The organism is Salipiger sp. PrR007 (genome assembly GCF_010499845.1).
GTDB classification, from domain to species: Bacteria; Pseudomonadota; Alphaproteobacteria; order Rhodobacterales; family Rhodobacteraceae; genus Salipiger; species Salipiger pacificus_A.
The window spans coordinates 66,653-84,633 of record NZ_JAAGOZ010000020.1 but is presented as its reverse complement, the minus strand read 5'-3'; the positions used below and the strand labels follow the sequence as shown (position 1 = coordinate 84,633).

General features: G+C 65.7%; 18 protein-coding genes. 9 read left to right on the top strand and 9 right to left on the bottom strand.

Annotation, left to right across the window (positions count from 1 at the left end):
- Positions 1 to 16: 16 nt before the first annotated feature.
- From G0Q01_RS10005 to G0Q01_RS09965, 9 genes are all read right to left on the bottom strand, one after another.
- Positions 17 to 796 (bottom strand): succinate dehydrogenase iron-sulfur subunit, encoded by a 780-nt coding sequence (locus tag G0Q01_RS10005; protein WP_108966798.1) that lies wholly within the window; start codon positions 794 to 796, stop codon positions 17 to 19.
- Positions 797 to 805: 9 nt separating this feature from the next.
- A complete protein-coding gene (locus G0Q01_RS10000; protein WP_108966800.1) occupies positions 806 to 1,114 on the bottom strand; it encodes a hypothetical protein in 309 nt (102 codons plus the stop codon).
- A complete protein-coding gene (sdhA, locus tag G0Q01_RS09995; protein WP_164191445.1) occupies positions 1,114 to 2,916 on the bottom strand; it encodes a succinate dehydrogenase flavoprotein subunit in 1,803 nt (600 codons plus the stop codon). The genes G0Q01_RS10000 and sdhA overlap by 1 nt, the downstream gene beginning before the upstream one ends.
- A 15-nt stretch (positions 2,917 to 2,931) precedes the next feature.
- Positions 2,932 to 3,303: a succinate dehydrogenase, hydrophobic membrane anchor protein gene (gene sdhD / locus G0Q01_RS09990; protein WP_108966805.1), complete on the bottom strand. Its 372-nt coding sequence runs from the start codon at positions 3,301 to 3,303 to the stop codon at positions 2,932 to 2,934.
- A 14-nt stretch (positions 3,304 to 3,317) separates the two neighbouring features.
- Positions 3,318 to 3,713 carry a succinate dehydrogenase, cytochrome b556 subunit gene (gene sdhC / locus G0Q01_RS09985; protein WP_108966807.1) on the bottom strand — a complete coding sequence of 132 codons (396 nt, stop codon included), beginning with the start codon at positions 3,711 to 3,713 and terminating at the stop codon, positions 3,318 to 3,320.
- Positions 3,714 to 3,980: 267 nt separating this feature from the next.
- Positions 3,981 to 5,012: a MaoC family dehydratase gene (locus tag G0Q01_RS09980; protein ID WP_164191442.1), complete on the bottom strand. Its 1,032-nt coding sequence runs from the start codon at positions 5,010 to 5,012 to the stop codon at positions 3,981 to 3,983.
- A complete protein-coding gene (locus G0Q01_RS09975) occupies positions 5,012 to 5,215 on the bottom strand; it encodes a DUF1737 domain-containing protein (protein ID WP_108966811.1) in 204 nt (67 codons plus the stop codon). The genes G0Q01_RS09980 and G0Q01_RS09975 overlap by 1 nt, the downstream gene beginning before the upstream one ends.
- Before the next feature lie 20 nt (positions 5,216 to 5,235).
- The gene (locus tag G0Q01_RS09970; protein WP_108966813.1) at positions 5,236 to 5,781 is read right to left on the bottom strand and encodes an NnrU family protein; all 546 of its coding nucleotides are present in this window, start codon (positions 5,779 to 5,781) and stop codon (positions 5,236 to 5,238) included.
- Between the two features lie 39 nt (positions 5,782 to 5,820).
- On the bottom strand, positions 5,821 to 6,672 hold the full coding sequence (locus G0Q01_RS09965) for a CoA ester lyase (protein ID WP_164191438.1): 852 nt from the start codon (positions 6,670 to 6,672) through the stop codon (positions 5,821 to 5,823).
- 251 nt (positions 6,673 to 6,923) lie between these two features.
- On the opposite strand from G0Q01_RS09965, the gene G0Q01_RS09960 reads away from it, so the two are divergent.
- The 9 genes from G0Q01_RS09960 to G0Q01_RS09920 all read left to right on the top strand — a co-directional run bounded on the left by G0Q01_RS09960 (position 6,924) and on the right by G0Q01_RS09920 (position 17,977).
- Entirely contained in the window at positions 6,924 to 7,283 is a 360-nt protein-coding gene (locus G0Q01_RS09960; protein ID WP_235940021.1) for a hypothetical protein, read from the top strand.
- Between the two features lie 131 nt (positions 7,284 to 7,414).
- Positions 7,415 to 8,320: an ABC transporter substrate-binding protein gene (locus G0Q01_RS09955; protein ID WP_164191435.1), complete on the top strand. Its 906-nt coding sequence runs from the start codon at positions 7,415 to 7,417 to the stop codon at positions 8,318 to 8,320.
- Between the two features lie 20 nt (positions 8,321 to 8,340).
- Positions 8,341 to 9,507: an ABC transporter permease gene (locus G0Q01_RS09950; protein WP_164191430.1), complete on the top strand. Its 1,167-nt coding sequence runs from the start codon at positions 8,341 to 8,343 to the stop codon at positions 9,505 to 9,507.
- A complete protein-coding gene (locus G0Q01_RS09945) occupies positions 9,504 to 10,439 on the top strand; it encodes an ABC transporter ATP-binding protein (RefSeq protein WP_164191427.1) in 936 nt (311 codons plus the stop codon). Before G0Q01_RS09950 ends, G0Q01_RS09945 begins: the two co-directional genes overlap by 4 nt.
- On the top strand, positions 10,436 to 11,173 hold the full coding sequence (locus G0Q01_RS09940; protein ID WP_164191424.1) for an ABC transporter permease: 738 nt from the start codon (positions 10,436 to 10,438) through the stop codon (positions 11,171 to 11,173). Before G0Q01_RS09945 ends, G0Q01_RS09940 begins: the two co-directional genes overlap by 4 nt.
- 268 nt (positions 11,174 to 11,441) lie before the next feature.
- Positions 11,442 to 12,404, top strand: a complete 963-nt coding sequence (mdh, locus tag G0Q01_RS09935) for a malate dehydrogenase (RefSeq protein WP_108966826.1) — start codon at positions 11,442 to 11,444, stop codon at positions 12,402 to 12,404.
- Between the two features lie 301 nt (positions 12,405 to 12,705).
- Positions 12,706 to 13,899: an ADP-forming succinate--CoA ligase subunit beta gene (sucC, locus tag G0Q01_RS09930; RefSeq protein ID WP_095880430.1), complete on the top strand. Its 1,194-nt coding sequence runs from the start codon at positions 12,706 to 12,708 to the stop codon at positions 13,897 to 13,899.
- Between the two features lie 79 nt (positions 13,900 to 13,978).
- Entirely contained in the window at positions 13,979 to 14,863 is an 885-nt protein-coding gene (gene sucD, locus G0Q01_RS09925) for a succinate--CoA ligase subunit alpha (RefSeq protein WP_108966828.1), read from the top strand.
- A gap of 144 nt (positions 14,864 to 15,007) precedes the next feature.
- Positions 15,008 to 17,977 (top strand): 2-oxoglutarate dehydrogenase E1 component, encoded by a 2,970-nt coding sequence (locus G0Q01_RS09920; RefSeq protein ID WP_164191420.1) that lies wholly within the window; start codon positions 15,008 to 15,010, stop codon positions 17,975 to 17,977.
- Positions 17,978 to 17,981: the final 4 nt, after the last annotated feature.

Below are 17,981 nucleotides of genomic sequence, written 5' to 3'. Positions count from 1 at the left end.
TGCGCGGCGCTCTGGCTCAGACGTGCCGGTTCAGCATCATCTTCTTGATCTCGGAGATCGCTTTCGCCGGGTTCAGACCCTTCGGGCAGGTCTTGGCGCAGTTCATGATCGTGTGGCAGCGATAAAGCTTGAACGGGTCCTCGAGCTGATCGAGGCGCTCGCCGGTGGCTTCGTCGCGGCTGTCGATGATCCAGCGGTAGGCGTGCAGCAGTGCCGCCGGGCCGAGGTAGCGGTCGGAGTTCCACCAGTAGCTCGGGCAGGCGGTCGAGCACGAGGCGCACATGACGCACTCATAAAGACCGTCGAGCTTCTTGCGGTCCTCGATGGACTGCCGCCACTCCTTCTGGGGACGGTTGGTCTTGGTTTCCAGCCAGGGCATGATCGAGGCGTGCTGGGCATAGAAATGCGTCAGATCGGGGATCAGGTCCTTGACCACCGGCATGTGCGGCAGCGGGTAGATCTTCACGTCGCCCTTGACCTCGTCGAGGCCGTAGATGCAGGCGAGGGTGTTGATCCCGTCGATGTTCATCGCGCAAGAGCCGCAGATCCCTTCGCGGCAGGAGCGGCGGAAGGTCAGCGTCGGATCGATCTCGTTCTTGATCTTGATCAGCGCGTCCAAGACCATCGGACCGCATTTGTCCATGTCGAGGAAATACGTGTCGACCCGCGGGTTCTCACCGTCATCGGGGTTCCAGCGGTAGATCTTGAACGCCCGCACGTTGGTCGCGCCCTCGGGCTTCGGCCAGGTTTTGCCGGTGCGGATCTTGGAGTTCTTGGGAAGTGTGAATTGAACCATGTCGCTCTCCTATCGGATGAGGGCCGGCAGCCCCTCGGCTGCCAGGCAGGTCAGGGTCTCGGGCTTCGAGACGATGTCGGAAACCACCTCGACGGTGCTCGCGGTCGGCCCGGTGACGCTGTCGGCGGCCAGCGCGTAGATCTGCGTGGACGACGCATTGTCGATCACGCAATCCAGCGCCGGTTCCACCGGCAGGCCGGGGTACTTGTCCGCCACGACGCGGGCGACCGTCGATTTCGCGGCCTGCCGCGCAATCTGGTCTTGCGTCTGGGGCGAACAGGCCGCCAGCACGAGGACGAGGCCGAGAGCCGCGCGCATCAGAACGTCCGTGCCTTCGGCGCGATCTTCTTCAGCGAGATGCCGCCCTCGGCTTCGGTGGTCAGCGGGTCGACAACCACCGGGCGGTAGCTGAGTTCGACCTTGTTGCCCTCGACGCGGCTGATGGTGTGCACGCGCCAGTTCTCGTCGTCCCGGTTGGCAAAGTCCTCGTGCGCGTGGGCGCCGCGGCTCTCGTGGCGCGCTTCGGCACCCACGATGGTCGCGATCGCGTTCGGCATGAGGTTGGTCAGCTCGAGGCTTTCCATCAGGTCCGAGTTCCAGATCAGCGAGCGGTCGGTGACCTTGATGTCGCCCATCTTGCCGGCGATCTCGGTCATCTTTTCCTTGCCGTCCTTCAGCGTCTCGGAGGCGCGGAACACGGCGGCATCTGCCTGCATGGTGCGCTGCATCTCGAGACGCAGCTCGGCGGTCGGGATCGCGCCCGAGGCGTTGCGCACGCCGTCGAACCGGTCGAAGGCCTTGTCGATCTGCGATTGCGGCGCGGTCGGCACGGCGCCCGAACGGTCCACCACTTCGCCGGCGCGGATCGCGGCGGCGCGGCCGAAGACCACGAGGTCGATCAGCGAGTTGGAGCCGAGGCGGTTCGCCCCGTGCACCGAGGCGCAGCCCGCCTCGCCCACGGCCATGAGGCCCGGCACGACAGCGTTCGGATTCTCGGCGGTCGGGTTCAGCACCTCGCCCCAGTAGTTCGTGGGAATGCCGCCCATGTTGTAGTGCACGGTCGGCAGAACCGGGATCGGCTCTTTCGTCACGTCCACGCCGGCGAAGATCTTGGCGCTTTCCGAGATGCCCGGCAGACGCTCGGCGAGCGCTTCCTTGGGCAGGTGCGCAAGGTTCAAGTGGATATGGTCGCCATGCTCGCCCACGCCGCGGCCTTCGCGGATTTCCATGGTCATGCAGCGCGAGACGTAGTCGCGCGGCGCGAGGTCCTTGTACTGGGGCGCATAGCGCTCCATGAACCGCTCGCCGTCCTTGTTGGTCAGGTAGCCGCCTTCACCGCGGGCGCCCTCGGTGATCAGGCAGCCCGAGCCGTAGATGCCGGTCGGGTGGAACTGCACGAATTCCATGTCCTGCAGGGGCAGGCCCGCACGGGCCACCATACCGCCGCCGTCACCGGTGCAGGTGTGCGCCGAGGTGGCCGAGAAGTAGGCCCGGCCGTAACCGCCGGTGGCCAGCACGACCATCTTGGCGTTGAAGACGTGGAAGGTGCCGTCGTCGAGCTTCCAGCACAGCACGCCCTTGCAGACGCCGTCTTCCATCAGCAGGTCGATGGCGAAATATTCGATGTAGAACTCGGCGTTGTTCTTCAGCGACTGGCCATAGAGCGTGTGCAGGATGGCGTGGCCGGTCCGGTCGGCCGCGGCGCAGGTGCGCTGCACGGCGGGGCCTTCACCGAACTCGGTGGTGTGGCCGCCGAAGGGGCGCTGGTAGATCTTGCCTTCCTCGGTGCGCGAGAAGGGCACGCCGTAATGCTCGAGCTCGTAAACCGCGGCGGGGGCGGACCGGGCGAGGTATTCCATGGCGTCGGTGTCGCCGAGCCAGTCGGAGCCCTTCACCGTGTCGTACATGTGCCACTGCCAGTTGTCGGGGCCCATGTTGGCCAGCGAGGCGGCGATGCCGCCCTGCGCCGCGACGGTGTGCGAGCGGGTCGGGAAGACCTTGGTCACGCAGGCAGTGCGAAGGCCCTGCTCTGCCATGCCGAGGGTGGCGCGCAGGCCGGCGCCGCCGGCCCCCACGACCACGACGTCATAATCATGCGTCTCGTATTCGTATGCAGCCATCTTTCAGTCTTTCTCTCAGAGGGCAATCTTGGCGAGCGCGAAGAGGCCGGCGGCGGTCAGCGACCAGCACAGGCCGACAACCAGCATGAGCAGCAGCTTGCGCGTGGTCCCCGAGGTGTAATCCTCGAGCATGACGCGGGCCCCTTTCTGGAAGTGCTGCAGGCCGACGACCAGCACGAGGCCGGTCAGGATCGCCACGAAGGGCTTCTGGAAGGTCGCCAGCGCAGCCTCGTAGCCGGAGCCGAGCGCGTTGCCGAAGATGAAGAGGAAGGTCGGAACCAAGAAGGCGAGCGCGACGGCGCTGACGATCATGTGCCAATGGTGTTCCGCGCCGGAATGGGCCGAGCCCTTGCCAACGGCGCGCTTGCGGTCGGTCAGATAACGCATGTCTGTCGCCTCCCTCAGATCCAGTAGATGATCACGGTCAGGATGGTCAGAACCACCGAACCGTAGATGCAGACCCAGCCGAGCTTTTCGGCGGTCGGAATGTCGAGCCCCTTGCCCGCGTCGAAGATGAGGTGCCGCAGGCCCGCGAGGTAGTGGTACCAGATGCCCCAGAGCGAGAGGAACATCACGAGGTTGCCCACCCAGCTGGTAATCCACCATTCGGCTGTGGCGAAGGCCTCGGGCCCTGCGGCCAGGGCGAGCAGCCACCAGACGATGAGGAAGACCGCGACGATCATCGCGTTGCCGGTGATGCGGGTGAGGATGGAGCTCATGGAGGTGAGCTGCGGTCTGTAATACGGCCCGATCATGAAGGGGGAGAGCGGGCGCTGGATCCGGTTCTCTTCAGCCATGGCTTGTCCTTTTCGGTTCCCTTGTGGCCGGGTTCTAGCGCCTCTTGCCCCGCCCTGTCACGCGGGTGCACGGCGCAGGAGTGTGTTTTTTCCACCCAATTCCAAAAAATGATCGGAATATGTGATCACGCTTTTTCAAGTGTGATCACATTTCTGGCGCTAACGGAGGCTTCCGCGGAGTCGCCCTATTCCCAAGTATTTAACTCGGATTTTTGCAGGGCAGGACCGCGACTCAAGCACCGCGCGCAGTCGCGCCGAGGCGTCAGATCAGCGCGGGATCAGCGCCCAGTAGTCGAGGTCGAGCAGGACCTCCGGCAGGTATCTTCCGTCCTCGCCCTTGAGCGCGAAGGGCGCGCCGCCCTTGGCCGCCACCAAACGCAGCCGCAGCGCACCGACGCCCGGCGCCGGGGTCTCGGCGCGATCCAGAACCTCGGACCATACTTTGACCGTATCCCCGGCGAAACAAGGGTTTGCATGCGCCCCGCCATTGAGCCCGGCGATCATCTGCACGTTCGCCAGACCGTTGAAACTGAGCGCCCGCGCCAACGAAATCACGTGCCCGCCATAGATCAGCCGCGTGCCGTCCTCGCGGTGGGTGGCGTCGAAATGCACCTTGGCGGTGTTCTGCCAGAGGCGGGTGGCGAGCATGTGCTCGGCCTCCTCGATGGTCACCCCGTCGACGTGGTCGATCTGCTCTCCGACCGCGTAATCGCCCCAGCGGTGCGGCTCTCCGGCGAGGGTAAAATCATAGTTTGTGAAGTCGAGCCCCTCGGGGATCACCAGATCCTCGGGCGCCAGAACCTCTTTCAGCTGGGGCAGCACCGTCTCGGGCGCAGGCGCGTCGAGGTCTTTCTTTCGCACCATCACCCAGCGGCAATACTCGAGCACGGTCTCGCCGCGCTGGTTGGTGCCGCGCGTGCGGACCCAGACGACGCCGGACTTGCCATTCGAGTTCTGCTTGAGCCCGATCACTTCGGAGGAGGCGCGCAGCGTGTCCCCCAGATAAACCGGCTTCAGCCAGCGCCCCTCGGCATAGCCGAGGTTGGCCACCGCGTTCAGCGAGACATCCGGCACAGTCTTGCCGAACACCAGATGGAACGCCGCCAGATCATCCAGCGGCGCGCCGGGCAGACCAACGCTCCGGGCGAAGTCATCCGACGAGTAAAGCGCATGCCGGGCCGGGTAGAGCGCGTGGTAAAGCGCCCTTTCCCCGCCCGACACGGTGCGCGGCACGGCGTGGTCTATGACCTCGCCGATGCGATACTCCTCGAAGAAACGACCGAGGTTGGTCTTGGCCATCACTGCGCTCCCAGCTTCATGTCCGGGGTGTAGGGCGTGTCGACGTCCTTGGTCACGGCCTGCCCGCAGCGCATCACGCCGTTGGCGGCATCGAAGGCATAGGTCGGGCTGCCGTAAAGCTCCCAGCCCTTGCTCAGGGCCTCGGAGACCTTGTGGCAGAAGGCAGAGGTGTCGTCTTCGGTCAGCAGTCGGTAGATTTTCATGGGGTCAGTTCCGGTAGTTGTCATCCAAAGGTGGGATAGCCGAGCCAGGTGTGGATCGCGCCGATCACGAAGAGCAGCACGACGCTGGCCGCAAGGAAGATCAGGTCTTTCTTGATCGGCCCCTTGGCGGGCGGCGTCCAATTCGGCTCGCTGCGGTTGATCGTGCTCATCTCGACCACCGCCCAGATCCCGAGCCCGCCGAAAAGCACGAAGGAGGGCACGTCGCCGTTCACCAGCAGGTGCGCGATGGCCCAGAGCAGGAAGCCGGTCAGCATCGGGTGGCGCATCTTGTAAAAGAGCGCGCCCTTCTTGGGGCCGGGCGAGGTGAAGTAGAGCGCCGCCAGCATCAGCAGGTTGTTGATGCCGACGGTGGCTGGGGTGCGCCCGTAGAAGAAGGCACCATCGGCCATGCGATAGCCGAAGATCATCAGCAGCACGCTGGCAACGAGCGCAAGCGCAACCGCACCCTTGCCTTTGTCGCCCATCTTGGCCCGCGCGTCGGGAGCAAAGCGTTTGAACAGATGCGCCGCCCACCAGAGCGCGACGCCGAGAATCAGAAGCAGCATTGGGGGTCTCCTTGTGCCGGGTTCGGCCCGAGCCTGCCCTCAAGCCCCCATGGCGGCAATGGCTTCCGCCTTGGCGAGCACCGATTTCGCCGTGAAGACATGCAGGTTCTCGACGATCTTGCCGTCGACGACGGCAACCCCCTGCCCCGCGGCCTCGGCTTCTTCGAAAGCGTGGATCTGCCGCCGCGCCAGATCGATCTCACCCTCGGTGGGCGCGAAGGCGGCATTGGCGATCTCGACCTGCGCCGGGTGGATCAGCGTCTTGCCGTCGAAGCCCATGTCGCGGCCCTGATCACATTCGGCCCGCAGCCCCTCGTCGTCCTTGAAGGCATTGTAGACGCCGTCGACGATCACGCAGCCTGAGGCCTTGGCCGCCAGCAGGCAGAGCTGCAGCGAGGTGAGCATCGGCAGCCGGTCGGCGCGGAAGCGCGAGTTCAGTTCCTTGGCCAGATCGTTGGTGCCCATGACCATACCTGCCAGCCGCGGATGCGCAGCGATCGCCTGTGCGTTGAGCATGCCCTTCGGCGTCTCCATCATCGCCCAGAGCGGCTTTGCGGTAAGCTCCGCCAGCGCGTCGAGTTGTGCGGGGTCCTCGACCTTGGGCAACAGCACGGTGTCGCAATCCATGCTATCTGCAGCACGCGCATCGGCCTCGCCCCAGTCGGTGTCGAGCCCGTTGATGCGCACGATCCGCGTGCGCTTGCCATACCCCCCCACGCCCAGCGCGGCGGCCAGCGTCTCGCGCGCGGCGGGCTTTTCCGACGGGGCCACGGCATCCTCGAGGTCGAAGATGATCGCATCCACCGCGAGGCCACGCGCCTTGTCCAGCGCCCGTTCCTTCGAGCCGGGGATGTAAAGTACCGAGCGATAGGGCCGCAGCGCGAGATCCATGCCTTCCTCCGTAGAGCAATAATATTGCGTCAGTGATGCAATTGTTTTCCAAAAACTGCAAGCGCGTTCATGCCGCGGCGCAGAAGAACAACGCATTTTAACCACGGCCGCATCCTTTACCAATCCTTCGGGATTGCCGCGCAGGCTCGGAAATCAAGGGCAGCGCCCTGCCAACGCCCTCGGCTGGCAGCGCCGATCCAGTCGCACCGGCATCCCCCGCTGAAAGGACCATCCCGCTGAAAGGAAAGCCGATGACGGCACATCCCACCCCCACCAGCCACGCACCGGGGCCCGGCTGCTCACGGCGCAGCCTGCTCCTGATAGGTCTCTGCGTGGCGCTCGCCGCCCTGCCCTCTGCCGGAGCCGCCCAGAGCCGCGCTTGCGGCCCGCGCGACGTGGTGATTGCCCGACTCGCAGAAACCTATGGCGAGACGCGGCAGTCCATCGGCCTCGGCAGCGACAACGCGGTGATGGAGGTCTTCGCCTCCGACGAGACCGGCACATGGACGATCACCATCACCTCCAGCCAAGGCGTCACATGTCTTGTCGCCAGCGGGCAGGCTTTTGAAACCCTTGCCGAACATCTCCCACCAAAGGAAAGCGATGCCTGAGGCGCACGACCCGAAGCCCCCACGCCCCCGGAAATTCCGCGGAAGACTTGGCCTCGGCCCGTCCTATCCTAGTTTCTAAGCGGAACTCTGTCATAGTCGACAGGACGCAACGGAAGGGAGCCCGACGCGCCATGATCCGCACACATATTCTCGCCGCCGCCAGCCTCGCCGCGGGGTTTGCCGGCACAGCACAGGCCGACATCACCGTCTCGTCGAAAATCGACACCGAGGGCGGGCTGCTCGGCAACATGATCGCCCTAGCACTCGAGGATGCAGGCCTGCCCGTCGAGCGGCGCCTGCAACTGGGCGGAACCCAAGTGGTGCGCGAGGCGATCCTGGCGGGTCAGATCGACATCTACCCCGAGTACACAGGCAACGCGGCCTTCTTCTTCAACGAAGCCGACGCAGACACCTGGAAGGACGCCGCCGCGGCGCACGACCGCGCCAAGGAGCTGGACGCAGAGAACGGCATTACCTGGCTCAGCTCTGCCCCCGCCAACAACACCTGGGCCATCGCCGTGACCGGGCCGCTGGCCGAGGAGAACAGCCTCGACACGATGAGTGACTTCGGTGCCTGGGTGTCGGGCGGCGGCGACGTGAAGCTCGCCGCCTCGACCGAGTTTGTCTCCTCCCCCGCGGTGCTGCCCGCCATGCAAGAGACCTACGGTTTCGAATTGTCCGAGGACCAGACCGTGATCCTCTCGGGCGGCGACACCGCGGCGACGATCCAGGCCGCGGCCAGGGGCACCTCGGGTGTCAACGCCGCCATGGTCTACGGCACCGACGGCGGCGTCGGCGCGACCGGGCTCAAGGTGATGAAGGACGACAAGGGCGTGCAGCCGGTCTACGAGCCCAGCCCCATCGTCCGCGACGCCGTGCTCGAGGAATATCCCTCGATCCCCGAGGTGCTGAACCCGATCTTCGAAGGCCTGACGATGGAGACCCTGCAGGAGCTCAACGGTCGCATCCAGGTCGGCGGCGAGCCTGCCGAGGCGGTGGCCCGTGATTATCTCACCAAGTCCGGGGTGCTGGACTGATCGCGCTCGCGGAGCGGCAGATGATGCGTGCCGGGCGGGGTCTCTCTGCGCCCGGCCTGCTTTTCGCCGCGTTGGGGCTGGCTTCACTGGCCCTGCCGCTCCTTACGCTGCGCGCCAACCGGATCGTCGCCGGAGAAAGCGTGATGCTCTGGGACAGCGCCCCACCGAGCGCGATCGTACCTGGCGCGCTCGCATTGGCCGCCGGGCTGGCGCTCGGCATCCCCTCTGCCCTGCCACTGCGCCGCCTCGGTGGTAGCCTGATCGGCCTTGCCGGCCTCGTCTTTCTGATGGCGCAGGGGGCGGCGGCGCAGCTTCAAGGGGCGGGGGATCTTGCGCGCGTGTCGCCCGGAGCGGGCGCGTGGTGCCTGCTGCTGGTGCTGATGCTGCTGATGGCGGACGCGCTCTCTCAGCTCCGCCCCGGCCCCCGCGCCCGCGCCGGGCTGCTGGCGGTGCTTCTCGCCGCCCTCGCGGCCTTGCTCTGGTCCGGCGCCCTGTCGGACCTCTCGGTGATGCAGGAATACGCCAGCCGAAAGGACGCGTTCCGCACTGCCAGCCTGCGCCACGTCGCGCTCGCGCTCGGCTCGCTCGGCGCGGCGGCGCTGATCGGCTTCCCGCTCGGCATCCTGTGCCACCGTAATGGCGCTCTGCGCGGCGCGATGCTGCCGGTCCTGAGCTTTCTCCAGACGATCCCCTCGCTCGCCATGTTCGGCATCATGATCCCGATCCTCGGCTGGGTGGCCGCGACCTACCCCGCCGCGCAGGCATTCGGCATCGCTGGCATCGGCTTTGCCCCCGCCTTCCTCGCGCTGGTGCTCTATTCGTTGCTGCCGGTGGTCGCCAATACCGTGACCGGGCTCGCCGCAACTCCTCCCGCCGCGATCGAGGCCGCCCGCGGCATGGGCATGACTGCCATGCAACGCCTGCGGAAGGTCGAGCTGCCGCTGGCCATGCCGGTGATCCTCGCGGGCCTGCGCATCGTGCTGGTTCAGAACATCGGCCTTGCGGTCATCGCCGGGCTGATCGGCGGCGGCGGCTTCGGCAGCTTCGTCTTCCAGGGCCTCAACCAGACCGCCACCGACCTCATTTTGCTGGGCGCCCTGCCCACCGTCCTCATGGCCCTCGTCGCGGCGATCGTCATGGACATCCTCGTCGACCTCACCCGCCGCCTGCCGGAGCGCCAGACATGATCGAGATCGACAAGATCACCAAACTTTACGGCGAGACCCGCGCCGTCGATGCCGTTTCTCTCACCGCCGAAACCGGCACGATCACCGCGATCGTGGGCACCTCGGGCTCGGGTAAGACCACGCTTCTGCGGATGATCAACAGGCTGGTCGAGCCCAGCTCGGGCGAGGTGCGGATCAACGGCGAGCCCACCCACGCGGTAAAACCCCACCTCCTGCGCCGCCGCATCGGCTACGCGATCCAGGGCCACGGGCTCTTTCCGCACCACACGGTTGCGCGCAACATCGGTGCCGTCCCCGAGCTGCTTGGCTGGCCGAAGGAGGAGATCGTCGCCCGGGTGGACGAGTTGCTTACCCTCTTCGGCATGGAGCCTGACGAGTTTCGCGACCGCCTGCCGCTGGAGCTGTCGGGCGGGCAGCAGCAGCGCGTCGGCGTCGCTAGGGCGCTGGCCTCTCGCCCGGACCTTCTGCTGATGGACGAACCCTTCGGCGCGCTCGATCCGATCATCCGCACCCGCGCGCAGGACGATCTGCGCGCCATCCAGCGCAAGCTCGGCTCTACGATCATGCTCGTCACCCACGACATGGACGAGGCGATCCGCCTTGGCGACCGCATCGCGGTGATGGATGGCGGCAGGCTGGTGCAATACGGGCCACCGGAAGAGATCGTCGCGCAGCCCGCCACCGATTTCGTCGCCGACATGGTGGGAGATACCGAGCGGCCCATGCGGCTGCTCTCGCTGATCCCCGTCTCCGAGCTGATCGAGCCCGGCGCGGCCGAAGGCCCGGCTCTGCCCGAGGATGCGACCCTGCGCGAGGCGCTTTCGGCTTGTCTCTGGACCGGGCGTGAGGCCGTGCCTGTCTTGAACGGGGGCGGCCCTGCCGGGCGGGTCACGCTCTCGGCCATCCGCGCGCGGGCGGAGCGCCACGCGTGAAACCGGGGATGCTCCTGCGCGTGGCGCTCGTCGCGCTGCTGCTGGCGCTGGTGCTGAAGCCGGAAGCCTTCACCCCGGCCTTCGCCCCCTTCGCGCCCGAAAATGGCCCGGTGATCTACACCCGCAGCTCGCTGCTCTCGCTCTCGCTGAGCCACCTCGGACTCGTTGCCATGGCCTCTCTCGCAGCGACCGTGGTCGCCGTCACGCTGGCGATCCTCGTCACCCGCCCCGCCGGCGCCGCATTCCGCCCGCTCTCGCGCACCATCACCAATGTCGGGCAGACCTTTCCCCCGGTCGCCGTGCTGGCGCTCGCCGTCCCTGCGCTCGGCTTCGGTGCAGGCCCGACGCTGGTGGCGCTCTTCCTCTATGGCCTCCTGCCGATCTTCGAGAACGCCATGACCGGCCTTTCAACCCTGCCCGCCAGCACGATGGAGGCCGCACGCGGCATCGGGCTCGATCGCTGGCAGAGGCTCTGGCGGGTCGAGCTGCCGCTGGCCATGCCGGTGATCCTCGGTGGCATCCGCCTGTCGGTGGTGATCGCCCTCGGCACGGCGACCATCGGATCGACGGTGGCCGCGCGCACGCTGGGCGAGGTGATCATTGCCGGGCTGCTGACCAGCAACACCGCCTTCGTGCTACAGGGCGGGCTGATCGTCGGGCTCTTCGCGGTGCTGATCCACGACGCGCTGGTGCAGCTCGAGAAATATCTCGCGCGGCGCAGCGGGCGCAGATGACGCCAAAGAGAATCGCCCGATTGCCTGTGAATGCGGCAATTTGCGCCCGCAGGTTGCAGCACCTCGCTGCCCCTCGGGCTTCGCTAATCACAGAATGCATACGTTCGCATACCGGCACTAACACACCGATAATTAAAGACTTTATCGCAACCATGCCGCGTGGTCAGCAATCGAGCTTCCGTGATGCTGCCCTGCAGCGCCCTTGCGCGTCGGCGGCAGAGACCTTACGCAAGCGGCGGACTTCACAAATGGAGCGGAGAACAGATCCATGGCCAGACCCAAGATTGCCCTCATCGGCGCGGGACAGATTGGCGGCACGCTTGCACATCTCGCGGCCCTGAAGGAACTCGGCGACGTCGTGCTCTTCGACATCTCGGAAGGCACCCCGGAAGGCAAAGCGCTCGACATCGCGGAATCCGGCCCCTCCGAAGGCTTTGACGCCAAGCTCAAGGGCACCCAGGATTACGCCGACATCGCGGGCGCGGACGTCTGCATCGTCACCGCCGGCGTGCCCCGCAAGCCGGGCATGAGCCGCGACGACCTGCTGGGCATCAACCTCAAGGTGATGAAATCGGTCGGCGAAGGCATCAAGGAAAACGCTCCGGACGCCTTCGTCATCTGCATCACCAACCCGCTCGACGCGATGGTCTGGGCCCTGCAGAAATTCTCGGGCCTGCCCGCGCACAAGGTCTGCGGCATGGCCGGCGTGCTCGACTCGGCGCGCTTCCGCCACTTCCTGTCGGTGGAATTCGACGTGTCGATGAAGGACGTCACCGCCTTCGTGCTCGGCGGCCACGGCGACACCATGGTCCCCTCCGTCCGTTACTCGACCGTCGCCGGCATCCCGCTGCCCGACCTGGTCGAGATGGGCTGGACCACGCAGGAGAAGCTCGACGCCATCGTGCAGCGCACCCGTGACGGCGGCGCCGAGATCGTCGGCCTGCTGAAGACCGGCTCGGCCTTCTACGCGCCCGCGACCTCGGCCATCGAGATGGCCGAAGCCTACCTCAAGGACCAGAAGCGCGTGCTGCCCTGCGCCGCTTACTGCGACGGCGAGTTTGGCCTGAAGGACATGTACGTGGGCGTGCCCACCGTGATCGGCGCCGGCGGCATCGAGAAGATCGTGAACATCAAGCTCAACAAGGAAGAGCAGGAGATGTTCGACAAGTCGGTCGCCGCGGTGAACGGTCTCGTCGAGGCCTGCAAGGGCATCGACAGCAGCCTGGCGTAAGCCCTGCCGCAGCCCCGTGGGGCACCAGAAATCTTCGGGCCCCGGTGACAACATCGCCGGGGCCCATGCTTTTTCGGGCTTTGCATGTCGCCTTCCGCAGCGGCAGCTTGCTGATTCTTTGGACCTCGGGCGCTAACGCAATTCCAGCGCAGTCGAGTTTGTGATCACGCTTTTTTGGCCCGTGATCACAACGGCAAAAAAATCTCGCAAATCTTCGCCGAAAGCCAAAAATCCCTTCGCGCCGCGCGATTGAGGCGCGTATACCGGCCCCGAAATCGCAGCAAGACGGGAAGAGTCTTCCATGAACATCCATGAATATCAGGCGAAAGCGCTCCTGCGCGAATACGGCTGCCCGGTTTCGGACGGCCGCGTCGTGCTCAGCGCCAACGAAGCCAAGTCCGCTGCCGGCGAGCTCGACGGTCCGCTCTGGGTCGTCAAGGCACAGATCCACGCAGGTGGCCGCGGCAAGGGCAAGTTCAAGGAAGCCGAAGCTGGCGAGAAGGGCGGCGTCCGTCTTGCCAAGTCGGTGGAAGAGGCGGCTGAGGAAGCCAAGAAGATGCTTGGCAAGACCCTGGTGACCCACCAGACCGGCCCGGCCGGCAAGCAGGTCAACCGCATCTACATCGAAGACGGCTCGGACATCGAGCGCGAACTCTATCTCGCCCTGCTCGTCGACCGCGTCACCTCGCGCGTGTCCTTCGTCTGCTCCACCGAGGGCGGCATGGACATCGAGGAAGTCGCAGCCTCGACCCCCGAGAAGATCCTGTCGTTCTCCGTCGACCCGGCCACCGGTTACCAGCCGTTCCACGGCCGCCGCGTCGCCTTCGCGCTCGGCCTCGAAGGCCCGGCGATGAAGCAGTGCGTGAAGCTGATGGGTCAGCTCTACAAGGCCTTCATCGAGAAGGACATGGAGATGCTGGAGATCAACCCGCTGATCCTCATGCCCGGCGGCAACCTCAAGGTGCTCGACGCCAAGCTCGGCTTCGACGGCAACGCCATGTACCGCCAGCCCGACATCGCCAACCTGCGCGACGAGACCGAGGAAGACGCCAAGGAACTCGAAGCCTCCAAGTACGACCTCAACTACATCGCTCTGGATGGTGAGATCGGCTGCATGGTGAACGGCGCGGGCCTTGCCATGGCGACCATGGACATCATCAAGCTCTACGGTGCCGAGCCGGCCAACTTCCTCGACGTGGGGGGCGGCGCCACCAAGGAGAAGGTGACCGAGGCGTTCAAGATCATCACCTCGGACAAGAACGTCAAAGGCATCCTCGTGAACATCTTCGGCGGCATCATGCGCTGCGACGTGATCGCCGAGGGCGTGATCGCCGCGGTCAAGGAAGTGGGCCTGCAGGTTCCGCTCGTCGTCCGCCTCGAAGGCACCAACGTTGAGCTTGGCAAGAAGATCATCAACGAGTCCGGCCTGGACGTGATCGCTGCCGACAACCTCTCCGACGGCGCCGAGAAGATCGTGAAAGCGGTCAAGGGCTGATGCGTCTGGGGGCGCCGCGGCGCTCCCTTCCCGGAATTCAGGCTGCGCCCGTCGCAGCGACAATCAGGAGAACGCCACAATGGCAGTCCTCGTCAACGAAAACACCAAAGTCATCTGCCAGGGCCTGACCGGCTCGCAGGGCACCTTCCACACCGAGCAGGCCATCGCCTACGGCACCAAGATGGTCGGCGGCGTGACCCCCGGCAAAGGCGGCCAGGAGCACCTTGGCCTGCCGGTGTTCAACTCGGTCCATGAAGCCAAGCACGTGACCGAAGCCAACGCCTCGGTGATCTACGTGCCGCCGCCCTTCGCAGCGGACTCGATCCTCGAAGCCATCGACGCCGAGATCGAGCTGATCATCTGCATCACCGAGGGCATCCCCGTCCTCGACATGATGAAGGTGAAGCGCGCGCTGGTCGACAGCAAGTCGCGCCTGATCGGCCCGAACTGCCCGGGTGTCATCACCCCCGACGCCTGCAAGATCGGCATCATGCCCGGCCACATCCACAAGCGTGGCTCGGTCGGCGTGGTCTCGCGCTCGGGCACGCTGACCTATGAAGCCGTGAAGCAGACCACCGACATGGGCCTCGGCCAGTCGACGGCCGTCGGCATCGGCGGCGACCCCATCAAGGGCACCGAGCACATCGACGTGCTGGACATGTTCCTCGACGATCCGGAAACCCAGTCGATCATCATGATCGGTGAGATCGGTGGTTCGGCGGAAGAGGAAGCCGCAGAGTTCCTCGCCGAGCAAAAGAAAAAGGGCCGCTGGAAGCCGACCGCCGGTTTCATCGCGGGCCGCACCGCTCCTCCGGGACGCCGCATGGGCCACGCTGGCGCGATCGTCGCCGGTGGCAAGGGCGACGCCGAGTCCAAGATCGAGGCGATGAAATCCGCCGGTATCGTGGTCGCGGACAGCCCGGCAACGCTTGGTGAGGCTGTAATGAAGGCCATCAAAGCCTAAGTAGCACTCAGCGGGGCGGCATTGCCCGCCCCGCGCCCCCTCAAGGGTTCCGGCCCGAACACCGCCCGGAGCATCATGACGGGGGCCTTTCCCGAAGGCCCCCCTCCTGCTGCTTCAACGATCGGTCAGAAAGGAATACGCGCGATGACGGATCAAGGCTCGAATGACCAGTTCCACGCCCTCAGCTTCATGCAGGGTGCGAACGCGGAATATCTCGAACAGATGTACGCCCGCTACGCGAACGACCCCTCCGCGGTGGACGAGGCGTGGAGCGAGTTCTTCAAACAGCTCGGCGACGACGAGACCAGCGTGAAGGCCGAGGCGCAGGGCGCCTCTTGGGAACGCGCCGACTGGCCGCCGACCCCGAACGACGACCTCACCGCCGCGATCACCGGCGAGTGGCCGCTGATGCCCGTTGCCGAGACCAAGGGCGCCGGCAAGAAGATCGCCGAGAAAGCCGCCGAGAAGGGCGTCGCGGTCACCGACGATCAGATCAAGCGGGCAGTGCTCGACTCGATCCGCGCGCTGATGATCATCCGCGCGCACCGGATCCGCGGCCACCTCGCCGCCGATCTCGACCCACTGGGCCTGCACGGCAAGGATCCGCACCCCGAGCTCGACCCCAAGGCCTACGGCTTCACCGAGGCCGACATGGACCGCCCGATCTTCATCGACAACGTGCTCGGCCTGCAGGTCGCCTCGATGCGCGAGATCATGGGCGTGCTCAAGCGCACCTACTGCGGCACCTTCGCGCTGCAGTACATGCACATCTCGGACCCCGAACAATCCGCCTGGCTCAAGGAGCGCATCGAGGGCTACGGCAAGGAAGTGAAATTCACCCGTGAGGGCCGCAAGGCGATCCTCAACAAGATGGTGGAAGCCGAGGGCTTCGAGAAGTTCCTGCACGTCAAGTACATGGGCACCAAGCGCTTCGGCCTCGACGGCGGCGAGTCGCTGATCCCGGCGATGGAGCAGATCATCAAGCGCGGCGGCAGCCTCGGCATCAAGGAGATCGTCTTCGGCATGCCGCACCGCGGCCGCCTGTCGGTGCTCGCCAACGTGCTTCAAAAGCCCTACCGCGCGATCTTCAACGAATTCCAGGGCGGCTCGTTCAAGCCCGAGGACGTGGACGGCTCCGGCGACGTGAAATACCACCTCGGCGCCTCTTCGGACCGCGAGTTCGACGGCAACAAGGTGCACCTGTCGCTGACCGCCAACCCCTCGCACCTCGAAGCGGTGAACCCGGTGGTTCTGGGCAAGGTCCGCGCCAAGCAGGACCAGCTCGGCGACACCGAGCGCACGCAAGTTCTGCCCGTGCTGCTGCATGGCGACGCGGCTTTTGCCGGCCAGGGCGTCGTGGCCGAGTGCTTTGCGCTCTCGGGCCTGCGCGGCCACCGCACCGGCGGCACCATCCACATCGTGGTGAACAACCAGATCGGCTTCACCACCGCACCGCACTTCTCGCGCTCCTCGCCCTACCCCACCGACAACGCGCTGGTGGTCGAGGCGCCGATTTTCCACGTCAACGGTGACGACCCCGAGGCCGTGGTCCACGCCGCCAAGGTGGCGATCGAGTTCCGCCAGAAGTTCGGCAAGGACGTGGTCATCGACATGTTCTGCTACCGTCGGTTCGGTCACAACGAGGGCGACGAGCCCATGTTCACCAACCCGATCATGTACAAGAAGATCAAGCAGCAGAAGACCACGCTGACGCTCTACACCGATCGCCTCGTCAAGGACGGTCTCATCCCCGAGGGCGAGATCGAGGACATGAAGGCCGCCTTCCAGGCGCACCTCAACGAGGAGTTCGAGGCCGGCAAGACCTACAAGCCGAACAAGGCAGACTGGCTTGACGGCCGCTGGTCGCACCTCGACGCGCAGAAGGAAGGCAACTACCAGCGCGGCGAGACGGCGATCGCGCCCGAGACCATGGCCGATGTCGGCAAGGGGCTGACCACCGTCCCCGAGGGCTTCCCGCTGCACAAAACCGTGGGCCGCTTCCTCGACGCGCGCTCGAAGATGTTCGAGACCGGTGAGGGCTTCGACTGGGCCACCGGCGAGGCACTGGCCTTCGGCTCGCTGCTGACCGAGGGCTACCCGGTCCGCCTCGCGGGGCAGGACTCCACCCGCGGCACCTTCTCGCAGCGGCACTCGGGCCTCATCAACCAGGACAACGAAGAGCGCTACTACCCGCTCAACAACATCCGCGAGGGCCAAGCCCGCTACGAGGTCATCGACTCGGCGCTGTCGGAATACGCGGTCTCGGGCTTCGAATACGGCTACTCGCTGGCCGAGCCCAACTCGCTCGTACTCTGGGAAGCCCAGTTCGGCGACTTCGCCAACGGCGCGCAGATCATGTTCGACCAGTTCATCTCGTCGGGTGAATCGAAGTGGCTGCGCATGTCGGGCCTCGTGTGCCTGCTGCCGCACGGCTACGAGGGCCAGGGCCCCGAGCACAGCTCGGCCCGTCTCGAGCGCTTCTTGCAGATGTGCGGCCAGGACAACTGGATCGTGGCCAACGTCACGACCCCGGCCAACTACTTCCACATCCTGCGCCGCCAGCTGCACCGCAGCTACCGCAAGCCGCTGATCATGATGACGCCGAAATCGCTTCTGCGTCACAAGCTGGCGGTTTCCGAGGCCAAGGACTTCGTCACCGGCTCCTCGTTCCACCGCGTCCTCTGGGACAGCGCGGAATCGGGCGAGAGCGCGACCAAGCTGGTGGCCGACGACAAGATCAAGCGCGTCGTGATGTGCTCGGGCAAAGTCTATTACGACCTGCTCGAAGAGCGCGACGCCCGCGGCATCGACGATGTCTACCTGCTGCGGATCGAGCAGTTCTATCCCTTCCCGGCGATCTCGCTGGTCAAGGAACTGGAACGCTTCAAGGGCGCCGAGATGGTGTGGTGCCAGGAAGAGCCCAAGAACCAGGGCGCCTGGACCTTCATCGAGCCCAATATCGAATGGGTGCTTGGCCGGATCGACGCCACGCACAAGCGGCCGGTCTACGTCGGCCGCGCCACCTCGGCCTCGCCCGCCACGGGTCTGGCCAGCCAGCACAAGGCACAGCAAGAGGCGCTTGTGAACGAAGCGCTGACCATCGAAGGGAAATGAAGCG

Excerpts from the sequence above, each read along its gene's own strand:
- G0Q01_RS10005 (WP_108966798.1), bottom strand. The coding sequence starts at position 796 with ATGGTTCAATTCACACTTCCCAAGAACTCCAAGATCCGCACCGGCAAA.
- G0Q01_RS10000 (WP_108966800.1), bottom strand. The coding sequence starts at position 1,114 with ATGCGCGCGGCTCTCGGCCTCGTCCTCGTGCTGGCGGCCTGTTCGCCC.
- sdhA (WP_164191445.1), bottom strand. The coding sequence starts at position 2,916 with ATGGCTGCATACGAATACGAGACGCATGATTATGACGTCGTGGTCGTG.
- sdhD (WP_108966805.1), bottom strand. The coding sequence starts at position 3,303 with ATGCGTTATCTGACCGACCGCAAGCGCGCCGTTGGCAAGGGCTCGGCC.
- sdhC (WP_108966807.1), bottom strand. The coding sequence starts at position 3,713 with ATGGCTGAAGAGAACCGGATCCAGCGCCCGCTCTCCCCCTTCATGATC.
- G0Q01_RS09980 (WP_164191442.1), bottom strand. The coding sequence starts at position 5,012 with ATGGCCAAGACCAACCTCGGTCGTTTCTTCGAGGAGTATCGCATCGGC.
- G0Q01_RS09975 (WP_108966811.1), bottom strand. The coding sequence starts at position 5,215 with ATGAAAATCTACCGACTGCTGACCGAAGACGACACCTCTGCCTTCTGC.
- G0Q01_RS09970 (WP_108966813.1), bottom strand. The coding sequence starts at position 5,781 with ATGCTGCTTCTGATTCTCGGCGTCGCGCTCTGGTGGGCGGCGCATCTG.
- G0Q01_RS09965 (WP_164191438.1), bottom strand. The coding sequence starts at position 6,672 with ATGGATCTCGCGCTGCGGCCCTATCGCTCGGTACTTTACATCCCCGGC.
- G0Q01_RS09960 (WP_235940021.1), top strand. The coding sequence starts at position 6,924 with ATGACGGCACATCCCACCCCCACCAGCCACGCACCGGGGCCCGGCTGC.
- G0Q01_RS09955 (WP_164191435.1), top strand. The coding sequence starts at position 7,415 with ATGATCCGCACACATATTCTCGCCGCCGCCAGCCTCGCCGCGGGGTTT.
- G0Q01_RS09950 (WP_164191430.1), top strand. The coding sequence starts at position 8,341 with ATGATGCGTGCCGGGCGGGGTCTCTCTGCGCCCGGCCTGCTTTTCGCC.
- G0Q01_RS09945 (WP_164191427.1), top strand. The coding sequence starts at position 9,504 with ATGATCGAGATCGACAAGATCACCAAACTTTACGGCGAGACCCGCGCC.
- mdh (WP_108966826.1), top strand. The coding sequence starts at position 11,442 with ATGGCCAGACCCAAGATTGCCCTCATCGGCGCGGGACAGATTGGCGGC.
- sucC (WP_095880430.1), top strand. The coding sequence starts at position 12,706 with ATGAACATCCATGAATATCAGGCGAAAGCGCTCCTGCGCGAATACGGC.
- sucD (WP_108966828.1), top strand. The coding sequence starts at position 13,979 with ATGGCAGTCCTCGTCAACGAAAACACCAAAGTCATCTGCCAGGGCCTG.
- G0Q01_RS09920 (WP_164191420.1), top strand. The coding sequence starts at position 15,008 with ATGACGGATCAAGGCTCGAATGACCAGTTCCACGCCCTCAGCTTCATG.